Raw genomic sequence first — 25407 nt, forward strand, 5'->3', positions numbered from 1 at the left:
CTAGCCCTGCCGGGCGGCGGCCACCGCCGCGTCGACGGTCTGCTCCAGCAGCGTGGCGATGGTCATCGGACCGACCCCGCCCGGCACCGGCGTGATCAGCGAGGCCCGCTCCACCGCGGAGTCGAAGTCGACGTCACCGACGTTCCCGGCGTTGTATCCGGCGTCGACGACGACCGCGCCGGGCTTGATGTCCTGGCCCCGGATCAGGCGGGGCCGGCCCACCGCGGCGACCACGATGTCCGCCTCCCGTACGGCCGCCGACAGGTCCGCCGTACGGGAGTGGCAGTAGGTCACCGTGGCGTCCCGGGCGAGCAGCAGCATGCCGGCCGGCTTGCCGAGGATCGCGCTGCGGCCCACGACCACGGCCCGCTTGCCGGCCGGGTCGACGTCGTACTCGTCGAGCAGCCGCATGATGCCGCCGGGTGTGCACGACACGAAGCCCGGCAGTCCGAAACTCATCGTCGCGAAGGACGCGAAGGTGACGCCGTCGACGTCCTTGTGCGGAGCGATCGCTTCGAACGCCGCCCGCTCGTCGATGTGCGGGCCCATCGGGTGCTGGAGCAGGATGCCGTGCACGGTGGGGTCGGCCGACAACTCCCGTAGGGTGCCGACGAGTTGGCCGGTGGTCGTGGCCGCGGGCAGCTCCACGTGCCGCGACTCGATACCCGCCTTGCGGCAGCGGTTGCGCTTCATGCGGACGTAGGTGACGGAGGCGGGATCCTCGCCCACCAGCACCGTCGCGAGACAGGGTGCCCGTCCGGTGCGCTCGGTGAGGTCGGCCGCCCGCTTGGCGGTCTCCTCGAGGATGCGCCCGGCGAGCGCGGTGCCCTCCATGAGCCGTGCCTGAGACATGATCCACTCCTGAGCCGATCGAAGGAATCGCCCAGGCGCACGGCATCGGGTGTGCGGACCGCTCCCCGGTGGTGCTCCACCTCAGCGCCAGTCACGGTCCGTACCTCAGATTAGCCGACGCGCCACGGCGGTCACGATCCGCTCTCCCGCGGCGGAGCCGTCGGATCGGCCCCCGCGAGGAAGCCGGCCGCCTGGGCGTGGACCGGGTCGGCGCCGATCGCCCCGGCCCAGCGGGCGATCTCCCCTGCCAGCGCGGTCGCCCCGGCCTCGTCACCCGTGTCCCGGGCCAGGACCGCGAGGAGCAGCTGCTGGCTGAGCACACCGGGGACCATCCCGGCCCGAGCACCCAGGGCGGCGGCCCGCCGCCAGCGATCCAGGGCGCCCTCGTGATCGCCGGCGTCGTGGTCGTGATCGCCGAGGTGCCGCAGCGCCTCCCGGACCAGCAGATCGTCACCGCCCGACTCACCGGCGCCCAGCGCTGCCTCGTAGTGGGCGGGGGCGGCCGTACGCTCCGCGAAGAGATTGTCGGCGATCAGCCCCAGGTACATCGAGGCCCAGCCGCGCCGCACCTCGTCCGGGGCCTTCTCGCGCAGGTCGTGCGCGTCGCGCCGGAGGCCGGCGAGTGCCTCGGGATCCTTGCCCTCGGGGCCGGGCCGGAAGGTGCCCTCGCTGCGCAGCAGCCGGAAGTAGGTGTGCCGCAGCCGGACGAAGGCCAGCTCCCAGTCGGCGCCCGACGACTCCTTCTCCGCCTGCTCGACACGGCCGGCCGTGAGGTCCGTACCGCCGAACCAGTCGCTCTGCTGGGCGACCTCGGCCGCCGCGAGAGCGAGCCGGGCACGGTCCCCGGCGGTGTCGCAGGTCGTCGCGTCCAGCAGGCGCAGTGCCCGCTCCCACCGTCCCGCCAGTGACAACTCACGTGCGGACGCGAGGAGTTCGTCGAGTTCTACGGTTGTGTTCGTGGTGTTCGTCATGGCAGGGGAAGGTAGTCAGACGAAAAACCATCCACAAGAAAACCATTGCAGGGGGCGGGTAATGCGGGACTCGGTCGACCGGCACGTCGAGGTGTGGGCGAAGGAACTCGACTGGATGGACCCCGTCAAGGAGGCGATCTTCGCGCGGCTTGCCATCCTGGCCCGGTACGCGTACCGGGTCCGCCGTGACACCCTCGACTCCGACGGACTGCGGAACTGGCAGTACAAGGTGCTGCTGACCCTGCGCCGGCTCGGCCCGCCGTACACCGGGAGCCCCTCGCTCCTCGCCGATCACCTCGGACTGACCCGTGGGGCCCTGTCGGCCCGGCTGGCGCCGCTGGAGGACGCCGGGCTGATCGTCCGGACGCATGAGGACGACGACCGGAGACGGGTGCGGGTCCGGCTCACCGAGGCCGGCCACGCCGCGTTCGAACAGCAGGTCGCCTCGGAGGAGGCGGGTGAACTCGAGCTGCTCTCGGTGCTCACCCCGGCGGAGCGGGGAACCCTCGCCGACCTGCTGCGGAAACTGGTCGTGGCCGCCGAGTCCGCCCCGGACGAGCCGGGAAGGCCCAGGTCAGCAGTGATGTGACGGGGCCCTCCCGGCTCCGGTTGCTACTCGTCCCATGCCTCGACGATGATCTGCTCGGAGATCTTGCCGTCGCGCAGGGTGACCATCGACTCCGACAGGACGCGCATGCCGTCCGCGTACTGGCAGGACTCGCTGTAGGCCGCGCGATCGCCCTGGACCACGCACCCTTCCAGTTTGTGGGTCATGTCGCGGCTGTAGACGTCGGTCAGCATCTGGCCGATCTCGTCACGGCCGTGCAGGACCTTGGGGTTGCTGGGTGTGGCGTTCCGGTTGACGAGGCGTATCTCCGCGTCGTCCGCGTACAGAGACAGAAGTGTCTCCGGGGTGTGTCCTTCGATGCCCTGGCGCAGGATGTCGGTGTCGAAGCCGGGTCGTGCCGCGGTGCCCATGATGACCTCCTTCGAAGGCCCCGGCCGACAAGGAGCGGGCCGCAGGCCTCTTTCTTCGAGACTCCTCCGCCCCGGCGGTCACGGCAAGCGCAGCCGGGCGCTCCGCCTGACGGGTGAGCGGCGCCGGGCGGCCGTGTCGGCGGGGACCCGGCCCGCGTTGCTGCAGACATGATCTCAACTCGACGTATCGTCGCCGCCGTCGGTCTCGCCGTCGGCGTCACCGGCCTCACCGCCCCCCTCGCGAACGCGGCCGACGCGGGCGGCCCGGACGCCGGGCAGCTCAGCCCGATCGCCGTGCTCGACTCGCTCGCGGTGAGCGACATCCCCGCGGAGCACCAGGACGAGATCCCGCGCGCCTCCGAGCAACTGGCGGCGCTCAACCAGTTCAAGAAGCTGAACGAACTGCGCCAACTCACCGGCCTCGCCGCCCCCGTCACCGGGCTGCTGCCGGGTATCAGGGGCTGAGTCCCTCGCACGGACACCGAGGGCCGCCCGGTAGTCCGGGCGGCCCTCGAAGTCTGTGCGGGAGACTCGTCTCAACCGGCGGTGGCCAGGAACTGGGTAGCGGCCAGCTCCGCGTACAACGGATCTCCGGCGACCAGTTCCCGGTGCGTCCCCACCGCGCGGACGCGTCCCGCGTCCATGACCACGATCCGGTCCGCCATCGTCACCGTGGACAGCCGATGCGCGACCACCAGCACCGTCGTCGTACGCGCCACATCCGCCACGGTGTCCCGCAACGCCGCCTCGTTCACCGCGTCCAACTGGGACGTGGCCTCGTCGAGCAGCAACAGCCGGGGCCGCCGCAACAACGCCCGGGCGATCGCCACCCGCTGCCGCTCCCCGCCCGACAACTTGGTCCCCCGATGCCCGACCAGCGTCTCCGACCCCCTGGGCAGCCTGGCCACCAGACCGTCGAGCCGGGTCGTCTTCAGCACGCGCGAGACCGCGTCCTCGTCCGCGTCCGGATTCCCGAGCAGCAGATTCTCCCGCAGCGACCCCGACAGCACGGGCGCGTCCTGCTCCACGTAGCCGATCGCGGACCGCAGTTGCGGAAGATCCCACTCCGAGAGGTCCCGTCCGTCCAGCGTGACGACCCCGGCCTCGGGATCGTAGAACCGCTCGATCAATGAGAACACCGTCGTCTTCCCCGCCCCCGACGGCCCGACGAACGCCGTCATCCCTCGCGCGGGCACCTCGAAGGTCACCCCGTGGTGGACGTACGGCAGATCGTCGGCATACCGGAACCGGACGTCCGAGAAGGCCACGGAAGCCGGCTCCGCCCCGTCGGTGGGCAACGGCGCGGGCTGAGCGGCCGGTTCGGCGGGCAGCCGTAGCGCCTCCTGGATACGGGCGAGAGCCGCGGCCCCCGTCTGGTACTGCGTGATCGCCCCGACGACCTGCTGGATCGGCGACATCAGATAGAAGACGTACAGCAGGAACGCGACCAGCGTACCGACGTCGATCGCCCCGGTCGCGACCCGCGCCCCTCCCACCGCGAGCACCGTGATGAACGCGATCTGCATCGCGAGCCCGGCCGTATTTCCCGCTGCCGCCGACCACTTGGCGGCCCGCACGCTCTGCCGCCACGACTCTTCCGCAGCCGCGTGCAGCGTCCGTTCCTCGCGGTGCTCGGCGCCGGACGCCTTGACCGTGCGCAGCGCGCCGAGGATGCGTTCCAGCGAGGCGCCCATCACACCGACCGCGTCCTGCGCCTGCCGGCTCGCCCGGTTGATGCGGGGCACGATCACCCCGAGGACCGTGCCCGCGGTCAGGATCACCGCCAGCGTGACGCCCAGCAGCACCGGATCGACGAAGCCCATCATCACGACGGTCGCGACCAGCGTGAGCCCGCCGGTGCCCAGGCCCACGAGCGAGTCGGTGGTGACCTCGCGCAGCAGGGTGGTGTCCGAGGTGATCCGGGCCATCAGGTCGCCTGGTTCGGTGCGGTCCACGGCGGCGATGCGCAGTCGCAGCAGATACGACGACAGCGCGCGCCGTGCGCCGAGCACCACGGACTCCGCGGTCCGCCGCAGCACGTACGAACCCAGCCCGCCCATCGCCGCGTTGGCGATCACCAGCCCCGACATGACGAACAACGCGCCGGTGATCGTGCGGTCGTGGGACAGGTCGTCGATCAACTCCCGCGCCACCAGCGGCAGCAGCAGACCGGTGGCCCCCGTCAGCAGCGAGAGCACGGCACCCGCCAACAGGGTCCACCGGTGCGGTCGTACGTATCCGAGGAGCAGCCGCCAGGTCGGCGGGCCGGTCTCCGTCTCGGTGATGCTCACGGTGCTCCTCGGGGCCCGACGGCGTGCGGAGACTTCAGGCTACGTCGGCGCTCTCCGGAACCTCCTGCGCCGGGGGCCAGCGGTGTGTGAGCGCGGCCAGGGTCGTGTCGAGATCGGTGTCCCGTGTCCTGTTGTGCGGCAGTTTCGCCAACAGGGCGCCGTGCCGCAGGTGTTGGTGAGTGCCGAGAAGACCAGGCCGCCCGCGATTCCCGCGCAGAGCAACTGCCAGGCCGGGTGCAGGAGTCCGAGCCCCAGCCCGGCCAGGACGACGGCGCCCGCAGTGAAGCGGACCTGGCGTTCCATGGCCCGGACGGCACGGGCGCCCGCGACCGGCCGGTCGAGCCGCTGTCCGGTCGCGCCCCAGCCCTGTGCGCCGCCGGTCAGGGTGACGGCCCGTATACCGTGCTCGGAGCGGATCTCGCGCGCCGGGCAGATGTCCGGAGACGTACTCGCCCGGGGTGCGGACGTCGAGGACGGTCAGTTCGTCCAATCGGGCGCCCGCCTGAGAGGCGTCAAGAGCGGTGGGGGTCATGTCGCGCGTGGTCCTTCCTGAGAGGCTGGTGAGACGAGGGGGCGACCCGAGGGGGTAAAATACCCCCAAGGGTATGTAGAGGAGTGATGGTGGAGCTTCAGTTCGAGGGCGATGAGCTCAAGTCCGTGCTGAACCGACTGCGCCGGGCGCAGGGTCAGATCTCCGGAGTGATCAAGATGATCGAGGAGGGCCGGGACTGCGAGGACGTGGTCACCCAGCTCGCCGCGGCCTCCCGCGCCCTCGACCGGGCCGGCTTCGCGATCATCGCGACCGGGTTGCAGCAGTGCCTGACCGACCCCGAGGGCAACCGCGTCGACGGCGAGACGACGGAGCAGATGAAGGCCCGGCTGGAGAAGCTGTTCCTGTCACTGGCCTGACGTTCACCGGACGGCGTCCGCCAGCATGAACGCGGCCACGGCCAGCAGTGCCACGGCGAACGTCCGCTGCAGTGCGCCTGCCGACACCTTGGCGGCCAGGCGCCTGCCGTCCCAGGCGCCGAGCACCGCGGTCGCCGCGAACGGGGCGACCGCACCCCAGTCGACGTCCACGCTCGTGCCCGCGCGGGCCGTCAGCGCGGCCAGGGAGTTGACGGTGATGACCAGGAGGCTGGTCCCGACGGCGGCCCGCATGCGCAGTCCGACGACATTCACCAGCGCCGGTACGGCGAGAAACCCGCCGCCCACGCCCAGGACACCGGTCACCGCGCCGAGCCCCGCCCCGGCCCGGGCGACGCGACTCGTGCGCACCGGCACACCGTCCGGCCGTACGGAGGCCGACGGCCGGAGCATACGGACGGCGGCGAGGGCGGCGACCACGGCGAACGCGCTCGTGAGCACGCCTGCCGGCAGCCGCCCGGACACCGCCCCGCCGATCGCCGCGGGCACGAGTCCCGCCGTAGCGAACAGGGCGCCCGCACGCCAGCGCACCTCGCCTCCGCGGGCGTGGGTGACCAGCGCGGTCACGGAGGTGAGGGTGACGACGACGAGCCCGGCGGTGGTGGCCGCGGCCGGACTGAAGCCCAGCAGATAGATCAGCGCGGGCACGGCGAGCATGCTGCCACCACCGCCGAGCGCGCCGAGCGCCAGACCGGTGAGGCCACCGGCGAGCAGGGCGAGGACGAGCGCGCTCACGCGAGGCGGGCGGCGGCGTCGGAAGAGTCTCCGGGAGCAGAAGAGCGTGCCTGGGACGTGCCCGGCGAACCGGCCGCCACCATCAGCGCGTCCGAGCCGCCGTCGGCGCCGGGCGAACCCTCCATCACCGCAAGCCCCGCCTCCACCCACGCCCGCATCCCGCCCAGGACGTCCACCGCGTCCACTCCCCGCGCCGCCAGCAGCCCGGCCGCCTCCCGGGACCGCTTGCCCGAGCGGCAGATCGTGACCACCGGTCGGTCCTCCGCGGCCCTGGGCAGTCGGCCACCGCAGACCAGCTCGGACAGCGGGGCGTGGACGGCCCCGGGCGCGTGCCCCGCCGCCCACTCCGCGTGCTCGCGCACGTCGAGGAGTACGGCCTCCGCCTCCGTCCGCTCATGAGCCTCCTCGGCGGTGATCCTCGCCATCGGCAGCCCGGCCGCGGCCGCGGAGGCGAACCCGTCGTCGACGGCGACCACGTCACGTCCCGCCGCGTCGAGGATCGAGGCCCCTGTCGCCGCCCGCATCCCGCCCGCGCAGTGCACCCACACCGTGCCGTCCGGTATCTCCGACAGCCGGTCCCGCAGCCGGTGCAACGGAATGTGCAGCGAGCCCCGGATGTGACCGCCCGACCGCTCCGAGTCTCGCCGCACGTCCAGCACCACGACTGCGTCGGAACCCTGGGCGGCCAGCTCGGCGAACGTGCCACGCGGGAACGAGCGCGGCGACTCCCCGTCCCGTATCCACTCGGACGGTGAACCGGTCGCCGCGGCGGCGGGCCGGTCGATGCCGACGCGGACCAGTTCCCGCTGGGCGTGGGCGAGCTGAGCGGGCGAGGCGGCCAGGAGTGTCACGGGCCTGCCCGACGGGAGAAGCCAGGCCAGATATGTGGCGAGCTGCCCCTCCGCCTCGAAGTTGAACGCCCCCGCGACATGCCCCTCGGCGAACGCGCGCCGGTCCCGCAGATCCACCACCCACTCACCGGCCGCCAGCCGCGCCGCGATCTCCTCGGCGTCCGCCGGGCGGGCCGGGGTCAGATCCACGGCGGCGGGCCCCCGCGCGTTGAGCGGCCCCATGTGCGCGTAGTACGCGGGCACGTCGTCCAGCCCCGCGAGCAGCTCGGCGACGAACGTGTCGACGTCCTTGACCAGAGCCTCGTTGGAGCCGCGCTCCCGCCCGATGGTCGTCGACGCCCCGCCGGCCGCCTGCGTGGCCGCGCAGAAGCTGCCGAACCCGTGCGTGGGCAGCACCGCCGTCTCGTCCGGCAGCTCCGCCGCCAGCCGATGGGCCGAGTCGTACTGTGCCCGGGCCAGCCGCCCGGTCAGTGCCGGCTCCACGAGGTCGGGCCGCCCCACCGTGCCGATCAGCAGCGAGCCGCCGGTGAAGACGGCCACCGCGCGCCCGGCCGCTTCCAGGACGTACGCCATGTGGTGCGGGGTGTGCCCGGGCGTGGCCAGCGCCCGCAGCGCCAGCCCGTCCTCGATCTCCGCCACGTCCCCGTCGGCGACCGGCGTCCGCTCGAACGCGACCCGCGCGCCGGCCGGCACCAGATAGGCGGCCCCCGTGATCCGGGCCAGCTCCAGGCCGCCGCTCACGTAGTCGTTGTGGATGTGTGTCTCGACGACGTGGGTGATCCGGACCCCGCGCCCGGCGGCTGCCCCGATCACCCGGTCCACGTCCCGCGGCGGATCCACCACCACGGCACTGCCGGCGCCGCCCGCAAGGTAGCCGCGGTTGCCCGGACCGGCCACCTCGATGGTGTCGACGAAGTACACGACAGCGCTCCTCTCCTCGCGACAACCCCGGACTCAATTACCCCCGGGGGTATGTTGTCCACCGTAGCAGAGGTACCCCAGGGGGTATTTTCACCTCCGGGATCGGTGCCGTTACTGATCAGTCACGCGTAGGGTCGGAGGGACGTACACCGGGCGACAGAAGGGGTCAGGGCCATGGCGCAGGAGGTACGAGGAGTGATCGCACCCGGCAAGGACGAGCCGGTGCGGGTGGAGACGATCGTGGTGCCAGACCCGGGACCGGGCGAGGCCGTCGTCCAGGTGCAGGCCTGCGGGGTCTGTCACACCGACCTGCACTACAAGCAGGGCGGGATCAACGACGACTTCCCCTTCCTGCTGGGCCACGAGGCCGCCGGCGTGGTGGAGTCGGTCGGCGAGGGGGTGACCGATGTCGCGCCCGGCGACTTCGTGATCCTCAACTGGCGTGCCGTGTGCGGCAACTGCCGCGCCTGCCGGCGCGGGCGGCCCTGGTACTGCTTCAACACCCACAACGCGCAGCAGAAGATGACCCTCACCGACGGCACCGAGCTCTCGCCCGCCCTCGGCATCGGCGCCTTCGCCGAGAAGACGCTGGTCGCCGCGGGACAGTGCACCAAGGTCGACCCCTCCGTCTCGGCGGCGGTCGCGGGGCTGCTGGGCTGCGGAGTGATGGCCGGCATCGGTGCCGCGATCAACACCGGGCAGGTCGGCCGGGGCGACACCGTCGCCGTCATCGGCTGCGGCGGCGTCGGTGACGCGGCGATCGCCGGATCGAACCTCGCGGGCGCGGCGAAGATCATCGCCGTCGACATCGACGACCGCAAGCTGGAGAAGGCCCGCACGATGGGCGCCACCCACACCGTCAACTCCAAGGACACGGACCCGGTCGAGGCGATCCGCGAACTGACCGGCGGCTTCGGCGCCGACGTCGTCATCGAGGCGGTCGGCCGCCCCGAGACGTACAAACAGGCCTTCTACGCCCGCGACCTCGCCGGCACCGTCGTGCTCGTCGGCGTGCCCACCCCCGAGATGAAGCTGGAGCTGCCGCTCCTCGACGTCTTCGGCCGCGGCGGCTCGCTCAAGTCGTCCTGGTACGGCGACTGCCTGCCCTCCCGGGACTTCCCCATGCTGATCGACCTGCATCTGCAGGGTCGCCTGGACCTGGAGGCGTTCGTGACCGAGTCCATCCAACTCGACGAGGTGGAGAAGGCGTTCGAGCGCATGCACCACGGCGACGTCCTGCGCTCGGTGGTGGTGTTCTGATGGCCGTCCGCATCGAACGCCTCGTCACCTCCGGGCAGTTCAGCCTCGACGGCGGCACCTGGGACGTCGACAACAACGTCTGGATCGTCGGCGACGACCACGAGGCGATCGTCATCGACGCCGCCCACGACGCCGACGCCATCGCCGAAGCCGTGGGCGACCGCAGGCTGACGGCGATCGTCTGCACCCACGCCCACAACGACCACATCGACGCCGCGCCGGCCCTCGCCGACCGCACCGGCGCCACGATCTGGCTCCACCCCGACGACCTGCCGCTGTGGAAGCAGACCCACCCCGACCGCGACCCCGACGCCCACCTGCGCGACGGCCAGGTCATCGAGGCCGCGGGCGCCGACCTCCGGGTGCTGCACACCCCGGGGCACGCACCGGGCGCGGTCTGCCTCTACGACCCGGGTCTCGCCACCGTCTTCACCGGCGACACCCTCTTCCAGGGCGGCCCCGGCGCCACCGGCCGCTCCTATTCCCACTTCCCGACGATCATCGACTCGATCCGCGACCGCCTGCTGGCCCTGCCACCCGAGACGAAGGTCCTCACCGGCCACGGAGACCCGACGACGATCGGCGCCGAGGCCCCGCACCTCCAGGAGTGGATCGACCGCGGCCACTGACGCCGACCGGGTGACCCGCCCGTAAATCACGACAGGGGTTGTCCGGCTTCCCGGTCATGCTCGAAGAGACATCGGGCACAACGAGAGGTCGGACATGTCACAACCGCTGGAAGGCAAGGTCGCGCTGGTAGCCGGGGCCACACGTGGGGCCGGGCGCGGGATCGCCGTGGAACTCGGGACGGCGGGTGCGACCGTCTACGTCACCGGACGCAGCACCCGCGCCCGCCGCTCCGAGTACGACCGCCCGGAGACCGTCGAGGACACCGCCGACCTCGTCACCGCGGCCGGGGGCCACGGCGTCGCCGTACCCACCGACCATCTGGACCCGGCGCAGGTCCGCACGCTCGTCGACCGGATCGCCGACGAGCAGGGCCGTCTCGACATCCTCGTCAACGACATCTGGGGCGGCGAACACCTCTTCGCGTGGGACAGCCCGGTGTGGGAGCACGACCTCGACAACGGCCTGCGCCTGCTCAGGCTCGCGATCGACACCCACGCGATCACCAGCCACCACGCACTGCCCCTGCTGCTGCGCCGGCCAGGCGGCCTGGTCGTCGAGATGACCGACGGAAACGACGCCTACAACCGGGAGAACTACCGCGTCTCCTTCTTCTACGACCTCGCCAAGACGTCCGTCCTGCGCATGGCGTTCTCCCTCGGCCACGAACTCGGCCCGCGCGGCGCCACCGCCGTCGCGCTCACCCCCGGCTGGCTGCGCTCGGAGATGATGCTCGACCACTTCGGGGTGCGGGAGGACAACTGGCGCGACGCCCTCGACAACGTCCCCCATTTCGCCATCTCGGAGACCCCGCACTACGTCGGCCGCGCCGTCGCCGCGCTGGCAGCCGACCCCGACGTGGCCCGCTGGAACGGCGAGTCCCTTGACAGCGGCTCGCTCGCCCGGACGTACGGCTTCACGGACCTCGACGGCAGCCGCCCCGACGCCTGGCGCTATCTGGTCGAGGTCCAGGACGCGGACAAGCCGGCCGACACGACGGGTTACCGCTAGATCAAGAGGGATGCACCGGCGGCAGGAAACGCGTGGTGAGGGACTACCTTCTGCCCCATGACGCACACCAACCGCTTCGAAGGACACGGAGTTCTCGTCACGGGCGCCGCCCGCGGCATCGGTGCGGCGGCGGCCCGCCGCCTCGCCGAGGAGGGAGCCGCGGTCCTGCTGACCGACCGGGACGGGACGGTCGTGGAGAGGACGGCCGCACGCCTGCGTGATCAGGGTCTTCGCGCACAGGCCCTGGAGTGCGACGTGGCGGACCGATCGGCCGTCGAGGCGGCCGTCGCCCACGCCGTCGACGCGTTCGGCTCGCTCGACGTCCTGGTCAACTGCGCCGCCCGGTGCACCCCGGAGACCCCGCTCTTCGAGGACGACTCCGACGACGAGTGGGCGCGTGACCTGGACATCACCCTGAGCGGTCCCTACCGCTGCTCGCGCGCCGCGCTGCCGTACCTGGTCGCCTCCGGGCGCGGTGCGATCGTCAACATCGGCTCCGTCAACGGCCTCCAGGACTTCGGCAACCACGCGTACAGCGCAGCCAAGGCGGGCCTCGGCTCCCTGACCCGCACCCTCGCCGGGCACGCGGCGGGCCGCGGGGTACGGGTCAACATGGTCGTCCCGGGCACGGTCCGCACCTCCGCCTGGGAGGGGCGCGAGGCCGAGCTCACCGAGATGCAGCGGCTGTATCCCCTCGGCCGGGTCGGTGAACCCGAGGACATCGCGGCAGCCGTCGCCTTCCTCGCCTCCCGCGACGCGGCGTGGATCACCGGCACCACGCTGGTCGTCGACGGCGGCCTCACCGCGGTCAACACCGGATTCCACGCGGCCGTCCATCCGGACCGGGGCGCTCCGTAGTGAGCATTGTCACCGTTCCGTCCCAGCGCGCCTGGCGGTACAACGAACGGGCAGGCACACCCGTCTAGCTGGTAGAGATCGCAGGACCTTATGAAGGGGGACAGGACCATGGGGGACATACGCAGACGGGGTGCCGTCGTGCTGGGGATCACCGGACTCGTCGCGCCGCTGACCATCGCGCTGGGCGCCGCGCCCGCGCAGGCGGCGAGCTGTACCACACAGGCGGGGCCGTACCAGAAGAAGGTGGAGAAGTTCCTGGGCCGCCCGGTCGACGGCAGGCAGTCCACCGCCGACTGCAAGGCGATCAAGGCCTTCCAGACCAAGCACGGCATCACACCGAACATCGGCTACGCCGGATCCGTCACCTGGGGCGTGATGGACCTGATGAACAAGCAGAAGGCCGTCGGCTCGAATCCCAACAGGGACGGCAAGTGCCCGACGAACAAGGGCCGCATCGCCTGCGTCAACCTCACCCTCCAGCTGAGCTGGATCCAGGACGGCAACCGGCTCGTCTACGGCCCCGTCCCGGTTCGCACCGGCCGCGACGGTTACGAGACCCGCACGGGCCTGAAGAAGATCTACTGGCGCGACATCGATCACGTGTCGAACATCTACAACGTCCCCATGCCGTACAGCCAGTTCTTCGACGGCGGCCAGGCCTTCCACTCGGTGAACCTCAGCATGTGGAACCCGCCGGGCTCGCACGGCTGCACCAACATGACCCCCAAGGACGCCAAGAAGTACTGGTCGCTGCTGAAGAAGGGCGACGACGTCTTCGTGTACGGCCGCAAGCCGGGCACCTGAGACACCAGGCGCCCGGCGCGACGACAGCGTCACGCGTCGGGCGCGTCCCCGAAGTCCGGGATCTCCAGCCTTGCCCCGCCCTGCCGCGCGGAGTCGTGCGCGATGACGCCCGGCAGGGTGTAGCGGGCCGCCACCCAGGCGTTCACCGACGGCAGGGTGCGGGTGTTGACCGCGGTCACGAAGTCGTCCACCAGGAAGTGGTGGCTGCCTTCGTGGCCGTTGTGCAGGTTGTCGAACTCCCGCGGCAGGCGCGCCCGGTCGTGCACCGGCGCCGACCCGGACGTGAACGCGGCCCGCAGGTCCGGCGCGATGTGCTGGAGTGACGGGTCGTCAGGAGCCATGGTCGGCTTGGGCTCCAGGAGCTCGCTGATGTCCTTGACGCCCTTCTTGTCCTGCCACAGGGCGACCGTGGCGAGCTGCTCCATGCTCGCCTCGGTCCCGAAGAACCGGAAACGCGACTCCCGGATGTGGGAGGGGTAGCCGACCCGCCGGAACTCGTTCGTACGGAACGATCCGCCGCCCGCGACCTCGAACAGCGCGGTCGCGTTGGAGAAGTCGTTGCCGAACTGGCTGACCTCCTTGTCGAACACGCCGTCCCCGCGGTCGTCGACGACACCGATCGCCGACACGCTCACTGCGTGCGTCTGCCAGGCGCCGAGCACCCCGCCCACCGCGTGCGTGGGGTAGAGCAGCGGGGGATAGCTGGCGGTCTCCTTCCACGTCTCGCCGCCGGAGTACTGGTACGCCTCGTAGAACCCGAGGTCCATGTCGTGGACGTAGTCGCCCTCGGCGTAGAAGAGCCGCCCGAAGGCGCCCTCGGCGATCTGGTTGCGGGCGTGCACGGTCGCCGGGTTGTACTGGCTCGTCTCACCCATCATGTACGTCAGCCCGGTCGCCCGGACCGCGTCGATGATCGCCGCTATCTCGTCGGTCGTGATGGCCATGGGCACCGCGGAGTACACGTGCTTGCCGGCGTTCAGGCCCTGGAGCACCAGGGGGCCGTGCGTCCAGCGCTGGGTGAAGATCGCGACCGCGTCGACCTCCTTCGACTCCAGCATGGCCTCGTACGTGGGGAAGGTGCCGGCCAGTCCCTGAGCCGCTGCGAGTTGCTCGGCCCGTTCGGGCAGCAGATCGGTGACGTAGACGTCGCCGACACCGGGGTGGGCCTGGAACAGCGTGGCGAACTGGCCGGAGAACTGGCCGGCGCCGACGATGCCGAGGGAGAACGTCATGAAGTGCGTGCCCTTCAATGGTCGCGGTATCACTGCGAGAGGATCAGATTGATCTGGTCGTTGGTCTGGTCGAGGCTGGTCACGGACCTGCCGTTGCCGAAGATGTCCTGCATGGCGGGATGCATCAACGCGAACACGTCCGCGGCGTAGTTGGTGATCGGGTAGGAGAAGGTCGTGAAGTCCTTCTTGTCGGCGACCGGCTTCGTGAAGGCCGTGACGTCGATCCCCTTCTTCTTGTATGCGGCCACGGCGGCCGCGGTGCCGTCAGGGGTGGCGGGGAACACGATGCCGTAACCGCCCACCGTCTTCTGGCACTCGTCCGAGGACAGGTACTTCACCCACTTGCGGGCGCCCTCCTTGTTGCGGGCGTTCTTGGTGATGGAGTCGGCGAGACCGTTCATCATGGTCGCGCGCTTGCCGGTGGGGCCCTCGGGTGTGACGGCCGTGCGCATGTCGAGGCCCTTGAAGCCGGCGTACGTCGAGATCATCCAGGCCCCGTCGAAGGCGGTGGCCGCCTTTCCCGCCGCGACCTGGGTGTTGGCCTGGTTGGACTGGGAGTTGTAGTCGGTGAAGGGCGCCATGTAGCCCTTCTGCGCCAGTCCGAAGTACCACTTGACGGCGGACTGGAAGGCGGGGCTGTCGTACCGGTACTTCGTACCCCACCGCTTCTTGTCGGTGTAGTTCCAGCCGGCGGAGGCGGTGAAGTTGCTCCACTGGGTCTGGCCGTCGCCGTCCCCGCCGCCGTTGGTGGCGAGGCCGTACACCTTGACGTTGTTCTTGTCGAAGCCCGGCTCGTCGCCCCGCTTGCCGTTCTTGTCGACGGTGAGGTGGGCGACTGCCTTCTCGAAGGTGCCGCCGTCCTCGGGGTTCCAGGCGAGATCGTTCAGCTGGGCCGCCGTGAGCCCGGCGGCGTCGGTCATCTTCTTGTTGTAGAAGAGGGCGACGGTGTCCCAGTCCTTGGGGGCGCCGTAGCGGTGGCCGTCCTGGCCCATCCAGTTGGCCGCGAGGCCGGGCTGGTAGGCGGACTCGTCGATGCCCAGGTCGTCGAGCGGTTCGAGGACCTTCAGGTCGGCGAACTGGCCGAACTTCTGGATGTGGTCGGTGAACACGTCCGGCTCGGTGCCCGCGATGAAGCTCGCGGTGAGCTTGGTCCAGTAGTCGTCCCAGCCCAACTGGGTGATCTTCACGCGCAGTCCGGGGTTCCGCTGCTCGAAGTCCTTGGCGCAGGCCTGGTAGGCGGGCTGCTGGTTGGAGTCCCACAGCCAGTACGTCACCGTCTTCGAGGAGGACCCGGCGGAGCCGCTCCCCGCGCACCCCGTCAGACACAGGGCAAGCGCGCCGGCCAGTGTGGTCAGCGTACGAAGTCGCATCACGAGTCCCTCACTTGATCCCGGTGAAGCTGATGGTGGACACGATGCGGCGGGCGAAGAAGCCGAACAGCACCAGCATCGGCAGCGCGGCGATCAGCGTCGCCGCCATGAGGCCCGACCAGTCGACGCCGGACTGCGGTGTCTGTGCGCGGAAGATGGCCAGGGCGACGGTCAGCACGCGTGAGTTGTCGCTGTAGGACACCATCAGCGGCCAGAAGTAGTCGTTCCAGGACGTGATGTACGTCAGCACGGCCAGGGTGAGGACGGGTGTGGAGGCCATCGGGAGCAGCACCCGGAAGAAGATCCGCACCTTCCCGGCGCCGTCCAGCAGGGCCGCCTCCTCGACCTCGCGGGGCACGTTCATGAAGAACTGCCTCAGGAAGAACACCGCGAACGGCGTCATGAACATCGTCGGCAGCGCGATGCCCAGCAGGTTGTCGATCAGGCCGAGTTCCTTGATGAGCACGAAGTTCGGCAGCAGCGTGAAGATGGTCGGCACCATCAGCCCGGCCAGGAACAGCGCGAACACCTTGTCGCGGCCCCGCCAGCGCAGCCGGGCGAAGGCGTACGCGGCCATCGCGGAGAAGAAGATCTGGCAGACGGTCACCAAGGTGGAGACGATCACCGAGTTGAGCAGATAGCGCCAGAACTTCAGTCCGCCGCCCGCCCCGCCCTGCGCGATCGCGTCCTTGGTGGACTCCAGGCCCAGGGCGCGGGCGAACCCGGTGCCGGTCGGGTTCACCGGCAGCGGGTCGGAGGCGTGGGCGGCGAGTCCGGAGTTGGTGGACAGCGCGGTGCGCAGGATCCAGTAGAACGGCAGCAGGGTCACGAGCACGATCGCACCCATCGCCGTCCAGGCCAGGATCCGGCCGGGGGAGAGGGGACGGCGCCCGGTGGGCCGTACGCGTGTCGTCGTGGTGGTGGTCACGGCAGCCATGTCGACTCCTTCCGGGTCAGCCGAGATCGGTCTGGCCGGCCCGGGTGAGCCGGTACTGCAGGACGGTGATCGCGCTCAGCACGACCAGGAGGGCGACCGACATCGCGGACGCGTAGCCGAACTGGAAGCGCCCGAAGGCCGATTGGTAGATGTAGAACTGGAGCACGTTGGTGGCGTTCGCCGGGCCGCCCGCGGTCGTCACGGCGACCGTGTCGAACACCTGGAACGAACCGATCACCGTCATGATCAGAACGACCGCCAGGACCGGCCGCAGCAGCGGCATGGTGATCCGCCAGAACATCCGCCACTCGCTCGCGCCGTCCACCTTCGCCGCCTCGTACATGTCGTTCGGGATGGCCATGAGCCCCGCGAACAGCAGCAGCGCGGTGTAGCCGACGTGCCGCCACACGTTGATCAGGGCGATCGTCGGGATCGCCCAGGTCTCGTCGGCGAGGAAGGGGATGCGATCGAAGCCGAGCCCGGCGATGATCTCGTTGCCGATGCCGAGCTGGTTGTCGAGGATCCACAGCCAGACCAGGCCCGCGACGACGTTCGACATCAGATACGGCGTGAGCACGATGCCGCGCAGCACCGCCGACTGGGTCAGCCGCTGCAACAGGACGGCTATGGCGAGGGCCGACACCGTCTGGACGCCGATGTTGATGACCACGTACTCGACGGTGACCTTCAGCGACTCCCAGAAGATGGGGTCGTGGATCATCCGGTCGTAGTTGGCGAGGCCCACCCACTCCGCCGGGGTCAGCAGGTTGAAGCGGGTGAAGCTCAGATAGATGCCCCGCAGCGTCGGCCAGAGCAGGAAGACCACGAAGCCCACCAGCGCCGGGGCGATGAACACCGCGGCCAGGCGCCCGTCGCCCCCGCTCGATCCGCCTGAGCCCCGCTTCGTGCTCGGTTCCGTCCGTGCCCCCTCGGCGCCGCTGAGCGGCAGCCGCGACGGAGGGCTGCTGGAGGCGATGGTCATCGGGAGACTCCCTCGTCTTCGGTGGCTCGTCCTCGGCCACTTACTTTTGTCGCGGAAGAATCCAGGCGTCAAGAGCCGTGCGAACATCTTTTCAGGGCCGTCAAGGACGCCCTAGCATGGTCACATTGCTTCTATGGCGAAAGAAATCCTTGTGGGAGTCTGACCTTCATGACCGCAGTTGCCGCCAGCTGGCTACCCCTGAGCACCGGTGAGCGCTCGGTGGCGATCGAGGTGCTCGTCCACGGCCCGCTGTCGCGCACCGAACTCGCCCGCCGTCTCGACCTCTCCGCGGGCAGCCTCACCCGGCTGACCAAACCGCTCATCGAGTCGGGCCTGCTCATCGAGGTCCCCGAGGCGGGCACTCCGGCCGAAGTGCGCCAGGGACGCCCCTCGCAGCCCCTCGACGTGGTCGCCGAGTCCCGGTCCTTCATCGGTTTCAAGATCACCGAGGACATGGTCTACGGCGTCGTCACCACCCTCAGGAGCGAGATCGTGGCCCGCCACGACCGGCCCCTGGACAGCCACGATCCCACCGAAGTCGCCGACCTGCTCGCGGAGATGACCGTCGAACTGGCCCGCGGGTACCCGCGTCTCGCCGGCATCGGCATCGGGGTCGGTGGCTTCGTCCAGGAGCGTGCCGTGGTCGGCGAGTCCCCGTTCCTGCACTGGCGGGACGTCCCCCTTGGTGAACTCGTCGAGGAGCGCACCGGGTTGCCGGTGGTCGTCGAGAACGACGTCGCCGCCCTCGTCGAGGCCGAGACCTGGTTCGGTGCCGGCCGCGGCCTGGACCGCTTCGTCGTCCTCACCATCGGCGCCGGCATCGGCTACGGCCTGGTCCTGGGCGGCCGGCGCGTCCCCTACGCCGAGGAGGACCGGGGCTTCGGGCGGCACTGGATCATCGACCCCAACGGGCCCCTCACGCCCGACGGCAACCGCGGCAGCGCCGTCTCCCTGCTCACCATCCCCAACATCCGCTACCAGGTGCAGGCCGCCACCGGCCACGACCACACCTACGAGGAGATCCTCGCCCTCGCCGCGGCCGGCGACCCCATGCCCGCCCGCGTCATCGACGAGGCCGGGCGCGCCCTCGGCGTCCTGGTCGCCCAGATCGCCAATTTCGCCATGCCGCAGAAGATCATGCTCGCCGGAGAGGGTGTCGGTCTGATGGACGTGGCGGGCAGGACCGTGCAGGACACGATCCGCGCCCACCGCCACCCCCTGGCCGGCCCGGTCGACCTGGAGACCAGGGTGTCCGACTTTCACGACTGGGCCCGCGGAGCCGCCGTGCTGGCGATCCAGGTGCTCGTCCTGGGTGTGGCCGAAGTGTGAAGCCGGTCACGGCCCTTGACATCGCGCGCCTTGACACATGGACGTGATCAGCAACACGGTCTGATATGTCCTTTTCTGGTGTGATTACTCACGGCGCCTTCACTTCGACGGCCGTATGCTTCACACCATGTCCACCACTGTTGAACCCGTGACCGATCGATCGGCCGACGAGGTCAACGAGGAGATCCGGGCCCTGTGGCGCCGGGCGGGCGGGACACTGAGCGGCGAGCAGCGTGAGGAATACCAGCGCCTCGTCCTGGAGTGGGCCGCCGCCGCTCCGCAGCCGGTCCGGGCGGCCTGACCCCGACGATCGACGCGGGGCATCACCGCCCCGTCCCTGGGCACCCCTGACGGGATGGGCCCTCTCCTCGCACTGGCCTCGGCGGTCTGCTACGGCATCGTCGACTTCACCGGCGGTCTGCTGTCCCGCCGCGCCCACTTCGCCGCCGTCACCTTCCTCGGGCAGGTCGGCGGCCTGCTCCTGGCCACCTCTGCAGCGCTCCTCCTCCCCGCCGACGCCGTACGCCCCGTCGACCTTCTGTGGGGCGCGCTCTCCGGTGTCGGAAGCGGCGCCGCCATGCACTTCCTCAACCGCGGCCTCAGCCACGGCGCGATGAGCGTGGTCGTGCCCGTCAGCGCCGTCACCGGGGTCGCCCTCTCCGTCGTGTGCGGAGTGCTGCTCGGCGACCGGCCGACCGCCGTGGCCTGGCTGGGGATCGTCCTGTCGGTGCCCGCCCTCTGGATGGTCTGCGGCGGCGGCACGGACGACGGCGGAGGAGTCCCCGACGGGTTGCTGGCCAGTGCCGGCGTCGCGCTCCAGTACATCGCCCTCGCCCAGGCCGGTGCCTCGAGCGGACTGTGGCCGGTGGCCGCGGGACGGATGGCCGCCGTCCTCGTCCTGCTGCCCGCGGCGGCACGACATCCTCGGCGTCTGCGCCTGCCGCCCGTACGAGCCGTTCAGGCGGTGCTCGTCGGAGCGGGCGCCGCCCTCGGGCTCATCCTGTATCTGCTCGCCGCCCAGCGACAGCTGCTGGCGGTCGCCGTCGTCCTGGCCTCTCTCTATCCGGCCCTCCCCGTGATCCTCGGACTCGCCCTGCTGCACGAGCGGCTGGGCCGGAAGCAGGTGGTGGGCCTCCTGGGGGCGGGGGTCGCGACCGTCCTGCTCAGCCTGGGATGAGGAGGCGGGGGGACTCAGCCCCAAGTCGCCGAGTAATAGCGCTGATACGCCTTGCGGTCCTGTTCCGAGCGGATGTACCGCGTTGCCACCAGCGCGATCAGACTTCCCCCGACGACCAGCAGACCGGGCCCGACGTTCCGGGTGTCCGTGAGCCGGCTCAGCAGGGGCGTGCCCTGTGCCCCTTCCACCGCCGCCGAGGAGCCGGGAGAGGCCGCACCGGGAGCGATCGAGCCCTGCGCCTGCGTCGAGGTGGCCGACGGGGCGGGAGACGCCCCGCCGGCGGCCGGGTTCGACACGATCAGCCGCATGCCGAGCGCCGTCAGCGCCTTCGTCACCGGCTGGAAGAAGGTCGTACCGCCCTGGGTGCAGTCACCGCTGCCGCCCGAGGTGATGCCGAGTGCGATCCCCTCGGAGAACATCGGGCCGCCGCTGTCCCCGGGCTCGGCGCACACGTTCGTCTCGATCAGCCCGGTGACCGTGCCCTCCGGGTAGTTGACCGTCGAGTTGACCCCCGTCACCTGACCGTCGCGCAGGCCGCTGGTGCTGCCGCTGCGGAACACCCGCTGCCCGATGGACGGATCACCCGCGCCGGTGATCTGCACGCCCTTGCCGTTGCCGATGAACACGACACCGGCTCCGTCGCCCGCCTTCCCGTTGGCGTACTGCACCAACGAGAAGTCGTTGCCCGGGAAGCTCTGGGTGACCGTCTTGCCGAGCTGGTTGTTGCCTCCGGTGTCCGCGAACCAGATGGAACCGGCGGGACCGCAGTGCCCGGCCGTGAGGATGAAGTCGCTCTGACCGTTGGTCACGTTGAAGCCCGCCGAACAGCGTCCACCGGTCGACAGGATCGGCTGCGCCCCGTTCAGGCGGGGGGCGAAGGTGCCCTCGGTGCGCTCCATGCGGACGAAGCCGCCGATACCGTCCGCGACCTCGGTCATGTCGGACCAGTCGGACGCCGAGACCGTGCTGTCCCCCTGCACCACCACCTCGTTGGTCCGGTAGTCCATGGACCAGGCGGTCCCGGCGACCCGGGGCGCGGAACGCAGCGTCTTCGTCGCCGACTTGAGCTCGTCCATGCTGTGTCCGACGACCTTCGCCCTGGCACCGGCCTCGCGCACCTCGGCGGCCGCCTGCTCGTCGGTGACCGCGACGACCGGCTTGCCGTCGGTGCCGATCCAGGTACCGGCCGTACGGGAGGAGCCGAGTCGTGACACCAGATCCGCCCCCGTCTGCCCGGCCTTCATGGCGTAGGTGTGCGGCACGGCGGGGACGGCGGGAATCTCGCTCGCGACGGCGCGCGTGACCATCGCACCTCCCAGGAGGAGTCCGCCGACTGCCGCCAGCCGTGTCACTCGCCGGACGACCCGTCGTCGTGCGTGCCTCATGCATGGCTCCCGAACCCGAAAAAGCGGTGTGTGCACCGCAGGGCACTCCGGTCGTTGAGTGCCCTCCTTGCATACGTGGCCGGGGCCGGGCGCGTTCACGACAGCAGGTGATCCTGTGCCGCGGGATCCTCCCGAGGCGTCTCAACCAGCCACGCGCAGGCCCGTGTTGGACGCGTTCCCGCGCAACCGGGCCCAGCTGGGAGCGTCGCCCCACACGGATTCCGTATCGATGTACGGGCGCGGCAGCGCGGTGAGCCGTGCGTCGCCGCGGCCGCCCTGCTTGTCGGAGGCGACCTTGCGGGCGATTCCGGCGAGGATGTGGCCGACCGCACTCACACGTCCAGCCTGGCCTCCACCAGCCGCAACTCGACACGGCCCGCACCGGCGGGCCAGGCCGACTCCGCGACCCAGGCCGTACGCGGTGGCGTCAGCAGTCGCCGTCCGAGCCGGACTCGTCGCTCGCGGTCTCTTCGTCGCCACGGCTGCGGGTCACCCGGGCCGCCTGTCTCGTGCTCCACGACCAGCATCGCGTACCGCGTCTGTGCGGGTCGGGCGCGTTTGCCTACACTTCCGTCATGGACGACACGCAGCTGGAGCGGCTCGGCGCGGGCAAGTACCTGCTGCTCACCAGCTTTCGCAAGAACGGCACCCCGGTCGCCACTCCCGTGTGGGTGGTCCGCGACGGCGACGCGCTCGGCGTGTGGTCGGCCGCCGACGCTTGGAAGGTGAAGCGGATCCGGGCCCGCGCGGACGTCCTCGTCGGCCCCTGCGACCTGCGCGGCAACCCCACCGGCGACCAGATCCCGGCCACGGCGGAGATCTGCGACGCGTCGACCACCGCCCGCTACCGGCAGCTCCTGGCCCGGAAGTACGGCATCGTCGGCCGGCTCTCGCTCTTCGGCAGCAGGCTGCGCCGCGGAGCGGACGGAACGGTCGGGATCCGCGTGACCTTGTGAAGTGCGGGGCCCGGTAGGACCGGACCCCGCACAGGAGGGTGCTCACGAACCCTCGTACCTCGTGCTTACGGCTTGTCGAGCACCGTCCCCGTCAGCACCGGCTTGTCGGGCAGCGGCTTGGCGTTGTCGTCGGTCTGCGCGAGGCGCATCGACTCGGCCGGCTCGGCCACCTGGTCCCGCACGGTCGGCACGACGAAGTCCACGCCGGTGCTCCCGGCCGGGATGTTCATCCACACCCACAGGTTCGCGTCGGACAGCGGCCGCTCCGGGTCCGGCACATCACCGGACCAGTCCTGGAGCCACTGCGGGTCCACGTCCTTGGTGGACAGCTCGGCGCCCTCGGTGACCGGAAGCACCCGCACCGGCGTCCAGATGTCCACCGCCGTGGGCGCGTCCACGGACAGCCGCCAGGTCAGCGTCTCGCCCTCGGTCACCCGGTCCGCGACCGGTGACAGGGTGATCACCGGCTCGGGGTCGTCGTTCTCGACGGTGAGCCCGCCCCGGTGCTTGCCGACGACGGCGCCCCGGACCGCCTTGACGGCGATGTCGTGCTCCACGTCGTCGCCGTAGACCGTGTCGCCCTTCACCTCGACCGGCACGTCGATCGCGTGGCTGCCGGGCCGTACGGTCACGAGGCGGTTCTCGGCCCGGCCACTGTCCGGGTCGAGGACGTACACGCGGACCTGCCCGCTGCCGTGCCCGGAGATCTCGACCGGGATCCGGTAGGTGCGGGTGCCCGAGTCGCCCTCCTTGACGATCGTGCGGCCCACGTCGACGCGGGGGAGTGCGGCCGCCTTGACCGCCGGAGTGCCGGGTGCCCAGCCCCAGGCGTCCATCAGCCAGGCCCGCCCGGACGGCGAACGGGGCGTCAGCTCAAGGGACTTGACGTGTCGGAGATCGAGTCCGGCCCGGGTCGCCGCCGTCAGCGGGACGCGCAGCTCCTGCGCCCAGTAGGAGGCGGTGTTCTCGGAGCCCGGGAGCCCGTCCACCTGGACCGAGCCGAGCGTCACCCGACGGCCGGAGGAGTCGGTGACGGACACGTCGAACTTGGTGCCGGTGGTGTTCGGCGGCACGAAGACCCGCAAGGCGAGCTTCTGGGAGTCGCGCAGGGAGAGCGGCTTGGCCGGAGTGATACGGGCGGCCGTACCCGGCGCGGACCACTTCAGGTCCACCGCGCTGCGGCCGGTCTCCTGTGTCGTTTCCCACCACGCGAAGTGCGGTGACGAGCCGGGGGTCTCCGGGTCCAGACAGGCCACGGCAGGATCCGGATCGATCGCCGAACACACCCGGGCGCCGGTCACCTTCGCACCGGCGTCCGGCAGGAAGCCACCGCTGCGGCGGCCGCCGACCGCGTGGGTCAGCACCCGGGCCGGATCCGCGGACGGGGCCCGCTTGCCGGAACCGTCGAGCAGCGGACGTACCCGGTCGTCCCCGGCGAGGAAGAGCCGGGCCGCGGCGGCGATGTACGTGGAGCCCGCCTTGTGCTGCTGGGCGGCGGTCAACCGGGTCGCGGCACCCGGCGAGCACACCGGGTCCGGCTGCTCGGGGTCGGTCCAGAAGTCGTCCGAGGCCGGCGCCTCGGCCACACCCGGAGTCCACTCGCTGTTGAAGAAGTTGTGGTTGGCGCCGACGATGTAGACCGCGCTGTGCAGCGCGGTGCCCCGGCTGACGCCGCGCGTGCCGTCGACGAAGTCCTCGCCCTGGAGGTCCGACACATCGCCGTCGCAGCCCGGCAGGAGCGTCACGTTCGGCACGTCGGCGACCGGATTCTGGCCGAAGATCGTCGGTCCGACGAGCACGGTCCCGCGCACCTTCCAGCGCACCGGGCCCTTGTAGCCGTCCTCGGCGGCGGGCGGCGGGTAGAGGCTGTCCATGGTGGCCCGGTTGACGCCCTCGCCGCCGCGCGAGTGACCCACGAGCAGAACCCGGGAGAGGTCGGCCTTCGCGGCCTCGCGTACCACTGCCGGGGCGGTGGAGCGGTGGGCGCTCCAGTCGGCCCAGCGGGCGAGGTGCTGCCGTACCAGCGAGGAACGCGCCTGCGCGCCGGCGTCCTCGGCCTGCCAGTCCTGGGCGTTGATGCCGTTCGCCGAGATGGACACCGTCACATAGCCCTGGGAGGCCAGCAGTTGCTGGTCGGCCAGGTAGCCCTTGTCGCTCGGGATCGGCTTGTAGCCGTCCGCGCAGGGCCAGTCGCCGGTGATGTCGTCCTCGGAGCCCGGCTTGTAGCAGGTGGAGTGACGGCCGTGCAGGAACAGCGCGAGCGGCCGGCTGCCGGTGGCACCCTTCGGCGCCACCACCTGGGCACGCATCTCGACCGGTGTGGCGAACCCCGGAAGGCGCACGGGGTCGAGGTCGTACTCACCGGAGACGGTGCGGTACGAGCCGGGTCTGCCCGGGTCGACGCCGTTCGCCGGAGCCTGCGCGGGCACCCGCGCCCCGCGCGAGCGGGACTGCTGCGTGTCATCGGCCGCCGCGTCCAACCGGCGCCCCGCGGCCGTCACTTGAAGATCCGACAGCTGTGCGGGCCGTGCCTCGTCGAGGGCCAGGCGGAAGGTCCGCCCGTCCTTCGCCGGCTTCGGCACCCCGAGCAGCCGGTCCCCGGTACGGAACTCGACCCGGGCATCCCCCATGGGCACGGTCTTCGGCGCACGCCAGACCAGTTGGCGCGCCCCGCTCTTCCCGTCGATCCGCCATCCCGGCGGAAGTGAGTTGTCGTCCGTCGCGCTCAACAGCCGTGAGTCGGGCGGCTGTTCAGCCTGTGCCAGTCCTGGCGTGCCCGCCAGGGCCGCCAGCACCGCCACGGCGGTCACACATATTCGCCGGGTACGGATCAATGGTTCTCTCCTCAAGGCCCCGTGCGCAGACGTCCCGTCGGTCCCGGGCGCCTCTCGCGTCACCTAGGACGGGGGAGGGGCGTCTGTGGGTTGTCTGTGCGGAGACAGTGATCGCGGAC

The 25407-nt window shown here is 70.9% G+C and carries 26 protein-coding genes, 1 pseudogene and 1 riboswitch; of the genes and pseudogenes, 12 read left to right on the top strand and 15 right to left on the bottom strand.

Features of this window, described 5'->3' with window-relative positions; translation table 11 throughout:
- Both BFN33_RS10770 and BFN33_RS10775 read right to left on the bottom strand, forming a co-directional pair.
- On the bottom strand, window positions 1-852 hold the full coding sequence (locus BFN33_RS10770) for a bifunctional 5,10-methylenetetrahydrofolate dehydrogenase/5,10-methenyltetrahydrofolate cyclohydrolase (RefSeq protein ID WP_069759732.1): 852 nt from the start codon (window positions 850-852) through the stop codon (window positions 1-3).
- Between the two features lie 22 nt (window positions 853-874).
- Window positions 875-957: riboswitch (ZMP/ZTP riboswitch) on the bottom strand.
- Between the two features lie 26 nt (window positions 958-983).
- Window positions 984-1823, bottom strand: coding sequence for a hypothetical protein (locus tag BFN33_RS10775; RefSeq protein ID WP_069759733.1), 840 nt, complete (start codon window positions 1821-1823; stop codon window positions 984-986).
- A gap of 61 nt (window positions 1824-1884) precedes the next feature.
- On the opposite strand from BFN33_RS10775, the gene BFN33_RS10780 reads away from it, so the two are divergent.
- Window positions 1885-2412 carry a MarR family winged helix-turn-helix transcriptional regulator gene (locus BFN33_RS10780; protein WP_069759734.1) on the top strand — a complete coding sequence of 176 codons (528 nt, stop codon included), beginning with the start codon at window positions 1885-1887 and terminating at the stop codon, window positions 2410-2412.
- A gap of 23 nt (window positions 2413-2435) precedes the next feature.
- On the opposite strand, the gene BFN33_RS10785 is transcribed toward BFN33_RS10780, so the two are convergent.
- Window positions 2436-2801, bottom strand: coding sequence for a nuclear transport factor 2 family protein (locus tag BFN33_RS10785; protein ID WP_069759735.1), 366 nt, complete (start codon window positions 2799-2801; stop codon window positions 2436-2438).
- Window positions 2802-2969: 168 nt separating this feature from the next.
- Here BFN33_RS10785 and BFN33_RS10790 point away from each other — a divergent pair, with 168 nt between their 5' ends.
- Window positions 2970-3266 (top strand): hypothetical protein, encoded by a 297-nt coding sequence (locus BFN33_RS10790; protein WP_069759736.1) that lies wholly within the window; start codon window positions 2970-2972, stop codon window positions 3264-3266.
- A 71-nt stretch (window positions 3267-3337) separates the two neighbouring features.
- Here the strand turns inward: BFN33_RS10790 and BFN33_RS10795 are convergent, their stop codons facing one another.
- Window positions 3338-5092 carry an ABC transporter ATP-binding protein gene (locus tag BFN33_RS10795; protein ID WP_069759737.1) on the bottom strand — a complete coding sequence of 585 codons (1755 nt, stop codon included), beginning with the start codon at window positions 5090-5092 and terminating at the stop codon, window positions 3338-3340.
- 34 nt (window positions 5093-5126) lie between these two features.
- A pseudogene (locus BFN33_RS49645) lies at window positions 5127-5624 on the bottom strand (YgaP-like transmembrane domain).
- Between the two features lie 89 nt (window positions 5625-5713).
- On the opposite strand from BFN33_RS49645, the gene BFN33_RS10800 reads away from it, so the two are divergent.
- Entirely contained in the window at window positions 5714-6001 is a 288-nt protein-coding gene (locus tag BFN33_RS10800; protein WP_028807630.1) for a metal-sensitive transcriptional regulator, read from the top strand.
- Window positions 6002-6004: 3 nt separating this feature from the next.
- Here BFN33_RS10800 and BFN33_RS10805 read toward each other — a convergent pair whose 3' ends face one another.
- Window positions 6005-6754 (bottom strand): sulfite exporter TauE/SafE family protein, encoded by a 750-nt coding sequence (locus BFN33_RS10805; RefSeq protein ID WP_069759738.1) that lies wholly within the window; start codon window positions 6752-6754, stop codon window positions 6005-6007.
- Entirely contained in the window at window positions 6751-8526 is a 1776-nt protein-coding gene (locus BFN33_RS10810; protein ID WP_079140757.1) for an MBL fold metallo-hydrolase, read from the bottom strand. Before BFN33_RS10810 ends, BFN33_RS10805 begins: the two co-directional genes overlap by 4 nt.
- 174 nt (window positions 8527-8700) lie before the next feature.
- On the opposite strand from BFN33_RS10810, the gene BFN33_RS10815 reads away from it, so the two are divergent.
- From BFN33_RS10815 to BFN33_RS10835, 5 genes are all read left to right on the top strand, one after another.
- A complete protein-coding gene (locus BFN33_RS10815; RefSeq protein ID WP_069759739.1) occupies window positions 8701-9786 on the top strand; it encodes an S-(hydroxymethyl)mycothiol dehydrogenase in 1086 nt (361 codons plus the stop codon).
- A complete protein-coding gene (locus tag BFN33_RS10820) occupies window positions 9786-10415 on the top strand; it encodes an MBL fold metallo-hydrolase (RefSeq protein ID WP_069759740.1) in 630 nt (209 codons plus the stop codon). The genes BFN33_RS10815 and BFN33_RS10820 overlap by 1 nt, the downstream gene beginning before the upstream one ends.
- Window positions 10416-10509: 94 nt before the next feature.
- The gene (locus tag BFN33_RS10825; RefSeq protein ID WP_069759741.1) at window positions 10510-11424 is read left to right on the top strand and encodes an SDR family oxidoreductase; all 915 of its coding nucleotides are present in this window, start codon (window positions 10510-10512) and stop codon (window positions 11422-11424) included.
- A 57-nt stretch (window positions 11425-11481) separates the two neighbouring features.
- A complete protein-coding gene (locus BFN33_RS10830; protein ID WP_069759742.1) occupies window positions 11482-12282 on the top strand; it encodes an SDR family NAD(P)-dependent oxidoreductase in 801 nt (266 codons plus the stop codon).
- Between the two features lie 108 nt (window positions 12283-12390).
- On the top strand, window positions 12391-13086 hold the full coding sequence (locus BFN33_RS10835; RefSeq protein ID WP_069760216.1) for a L,D-transpeptidase family protein: 696 nt from the start codon (window positions 12391-12393) through the stop codon (window positions 13084-13086).
- A gap of 29 nt (window positions 13087-13115) precedes the next feature.
- On the opposite strand, the gene BFN33_RS10840 is transcribed toward BFN33_RS10835, so the two are convergent.
- The 4 genes from BFN33_RS10840 to BFN33_RS10855 are packed head-to-tail and all read right to left on the bottom strand — an operon-like array spanning window position 13116 to window position 17607.
- Window positions 13116-14318 (bottom strand): Gfo/Idh/MocA family protein, encoded by a 1203-nt coding sequence (locus BFN33_RS10840; protein WP_069760217.1) that lies wholly within the window; start codon window positions 14316-14318, stop codon window positions 13116-13118.
- Between the two features lie 29 nt (window positions 14319-14347).
- Window positions 14348-15688: a sugar ABC transporter substrate-binding protein gene (locus tag BFN33_RS10845; protein WP_069759743.1), complete on the bottom strand. Its 1341-nt coding sequence runs from the start codon at window positions 15686-15688 to the stop codon at window positions 14348-14350.
- Between the two features lie 10 nt (window positions 15689-15698).
- Complete coding sequence (locus tag BFN33_RS10850; RefSeq protein ID WP_059204194.1) at window positions 15699-16625, bottom strand: carbohydrate ABC transporter permease; 927 nt, start codon at window positions 16623-16625, stop codon at window positions 15699-15701.
- Between the two features lie 16 nt (window positions 16626-16641).
- Entirely contained in the window at window positions 16642-17607 is a 966-nt protein-coding gene (locus tag BFN33_RS10855; RefSeq protein WP_069759744.1) for a carbohydrate ABC transporter permease, read from the bottom strand.
- 168 nt (window positions 17608-17775) lie between these two features.
- Here BFN33_RS10855 and BFN33_RS10860 point away from each other — a divergent pair, with 168 nt between their 5' ends.
- The 3 genes from BFN33_RS10860 to BFN33_RS10870 all read left to right on the top strand — a co-directional run bounded on the left by BFN33_RS10860 (window position 17776) and on the right by BFN33_RS10870 (window position 20113).
- A complete protein-coding gene (locus BFN33_RS10860) occupies window positions 17776-18936 on the top strand; it encodes an ROK family transcriptional regulator (RefSeq protein ID WP_069759745.1) in 1161 nt (386 codons plus the stop codon).
- Between the two features lie 115 nt (window positions 18937-19051).
- On the top strand, window positions 19052-19237 hold the full coding sequence (locus BFN33_RS10865; protein WP_007386663.1) for a hypothetical protein: 186 nt from the start codon (window positions 19052-19054) through the stop codon (window positions 19235-19237).
- 54 nt (window positions 19238-19291) lie between these two features.
- A complete protein-coding gene (locus tag BFN33_RS10870) occupies window positions 19292-20113 on the top strand; it encodes an EamA family transporter (protein WP_069759746.1) in 822 nt (273 codons plus the stop codon).
- A 14-nt stretch (window positions 20114-20127) separates the two neighbouring features.
- On the opposite strand, the gene BFN33_RS10875 is transcribed toward BFN33_RS10870, so the two are convergent.
- From BFN33_RS10875 to BFN33_RS52615, 3 genes are all read right to left on the bottom strand, one after another.
- The gene (locus BFN33_RS10875; RefSeq protein WP_069759747.1) at window positions 20128-21498 is read right to left on the bottom strand and encodes a S1 family peptidase; all 1371 of its coding nucleotides are present in this window, start codon (window positions 21496-21498) and stop codon (window positions 20128-20130) included.
- Window positions 21499-21639: 141 nt separating this feature from the next.
- Window positions 21640-21834: a hypothetical protein gene (locus BFN33_RS10880; RefSeq protein ID WP_069759748.1), complete on the bottom strand. Its 195-nt coding sequence runs from the start codon at window positions 21832-21834 to the stop codon at window positions 21640-21642.
- Entirely contained in the window at window positions 21831-22016 is a 186-nt protein-coding gene (locus BFN33_RS52615) for a hypothetical protein (protein ID WP_141757961.1), read from the bottom strand. Before BFN33_RS52615 ends, BFN33_RS10880 begins: the two co-directional genes overlap by 4 nt.
- A gap of 57 nt (window positions 22017-22073) precedes the next feature.
- Between BFN33_RS52615 and BFN33_RS10885 the strand changes: the two genes are divergently transcribed.
- Complete coding sequence (locus BFN33_RS10885; protein ID WP_069759749.1) at window positions 22074-22454, top strand: PPOX class F420-dependent oxidoreductase; 381 nt, start codon at window positions 22074-22076, stop codon at window positions 22452-22454.
- A 65-nt stretch (window positions 22455-22519) separates the two neighbouring features.
- On the opposite strand, the gene BFN33_RS10890 is transcribed toward BFN33_RS10885, so the two are convergent.
- Window positions 22520-25264 carry a hypothetical protein gene (locus tag BFN33_RS10890; protein WP_176742358.1) on the bottom strand — a complete coding sequence of 915 codons (2745 nt, stop codon included), beginning with the start codon at window positions 25262-25264 and terminating at the stop codon, window positions 22520-22522.
- Window positions 25265-25407: the final 143 nt, after the last annotated feature.

Source organism: Streptomyces sp. LUP47B (assembly GCF_001746295.1).
Lineage (GTDB): Bacteria > Actinomycetota > Actinomycetes > Streptomycetales > Streptomycetaceae > Streptomyces.

Coding starts and splice junctions, on each gene's coding strand:
- BFN33_RS10855 (WP_069759744.1), bottom strand. CDS start 17,607: ATGACCATCGCCTCCAGCAGCCCTCCGTCGCGGCTGCCGCTCAGCGGC.
- BFN33_RS10785 (WP_069759735.1), bottom strand. CDS start 2,801: ATGGGCACCGCGGCACGACCCGGCTTCGACACCGACATCCTGCGCCAG.
- BFN33_RS10840 (WP_069760217.1), bottom strand. CDS start 14,318: ATGACGTTCTCCCTCGGCATCGTCGGCGCCGGCCAGTTCTCCGGCCAG.
- BFN33_RS10870 (WP_069759746.1), top strand. CDS start 19,292: ATGGGCCCTCTCCTCGCACTGGCCTCGGCGGTCTGCTACGGCATCGTC.
- BFN33_RS10780 (WP_069759734.1), top strand. CDS start 1,885: ATGCGGGACTCGGTCGACCGGCACGTCGAGGTGTGGGCGAAGGAACTC.
- BFN33_RS10860 (WP_069759745.1), top strand. CDS start 17,776: ATGACCGCAGTTGCCGCCAGCTGGCTACCCCTGAGCACCGGTGAGCGC.
- BFN33_RS10885 (WP_069759749.1), top strand. CDS start 22,074: ATGGACGACACGCAGCTGGAGCGGCTCGGCGCGGGCAAGTACCTGCTG.
- BFN33_RS10775 (WP_069759733.1), bottom strand. CDS start 1,823: ATGACGAACACCACGAACACAACCGTAGAACTCGACGAACTCCTCGCG.
- BFN33_RS10820 (WP_069759740.1), top strand. CDS start 9,786: ATGGCCGTCCGCATCGAACGCCTCGTCACCTCCGGGCAGTTCAGCCTC.
- BFN33_RS10825 (WP_069759741.1), top strand. CDS start 10,510: ATGTCACAACCGCTGGAAGGCAAGGTCGCGCTGGTAGCCGGGGCCACA.
- BFN33_RS10770 (WP_069759732.1), bottom strand. CDS start 852: ATGTCTCAGGCACGGCTCATGGAGGGCACCGCGCTCGCCGGGCGCATC.
- BFN33_RS10875 (WP_069759747.1), bottom strand. CDS start 21,498: ATGAGGCACGCACGACGACGGGTCGTCCGGCGAGTGACACGGCTGGCG.
- BFN33_RS10835 (WP_069760216.1), top strand. CDS start 12,391: ATGGGGGACATACGCAGACGGGGTGCCGTCGTGCTGGGGATCACCGGA.
- BFN33_RS10865 (WP_007386663.1), top strand. CDS start 19,052: ATGCTTCACACCATGTCCACCACTGTTGAACCCGTGACCGATCGATCG.
- BFN33_RS10850 (WP_059204194.1), bottom strand. CDS start 16,625: ATGGCTGCCGTGACCACCACCACGACGACACGCGTACGGCCCACCGGG.
- BFN33_RS10830 (WP_069759742.1), top strand. CDS start 11,482: ATGACGCACACCAACCGCTTCGAAGGACACGGAGTTCTCGTCACGGGC.
- BFN33_RS10845 (WP_069759743.1), bottom strand. CDS start 15,688: ATGCGACTTCGTACGCTGACCACACTGGCCGGCGCGCTTGCCCTGTGT.
- BFN33_RS10815 (WP_069759739.1), top strand. CDS start 8,701: ATGGCGCAGGAGGTACGAGGAGTGATCGCACCCGGCAAGGACGAGCCG.
- BFN33_RS10790 (WP_069759736.1), top strand. CDS start 2,970: ATGATCTCAACTCGACGTATCGTCGCCGCCGTCGGTCTCGCCGTCGGC.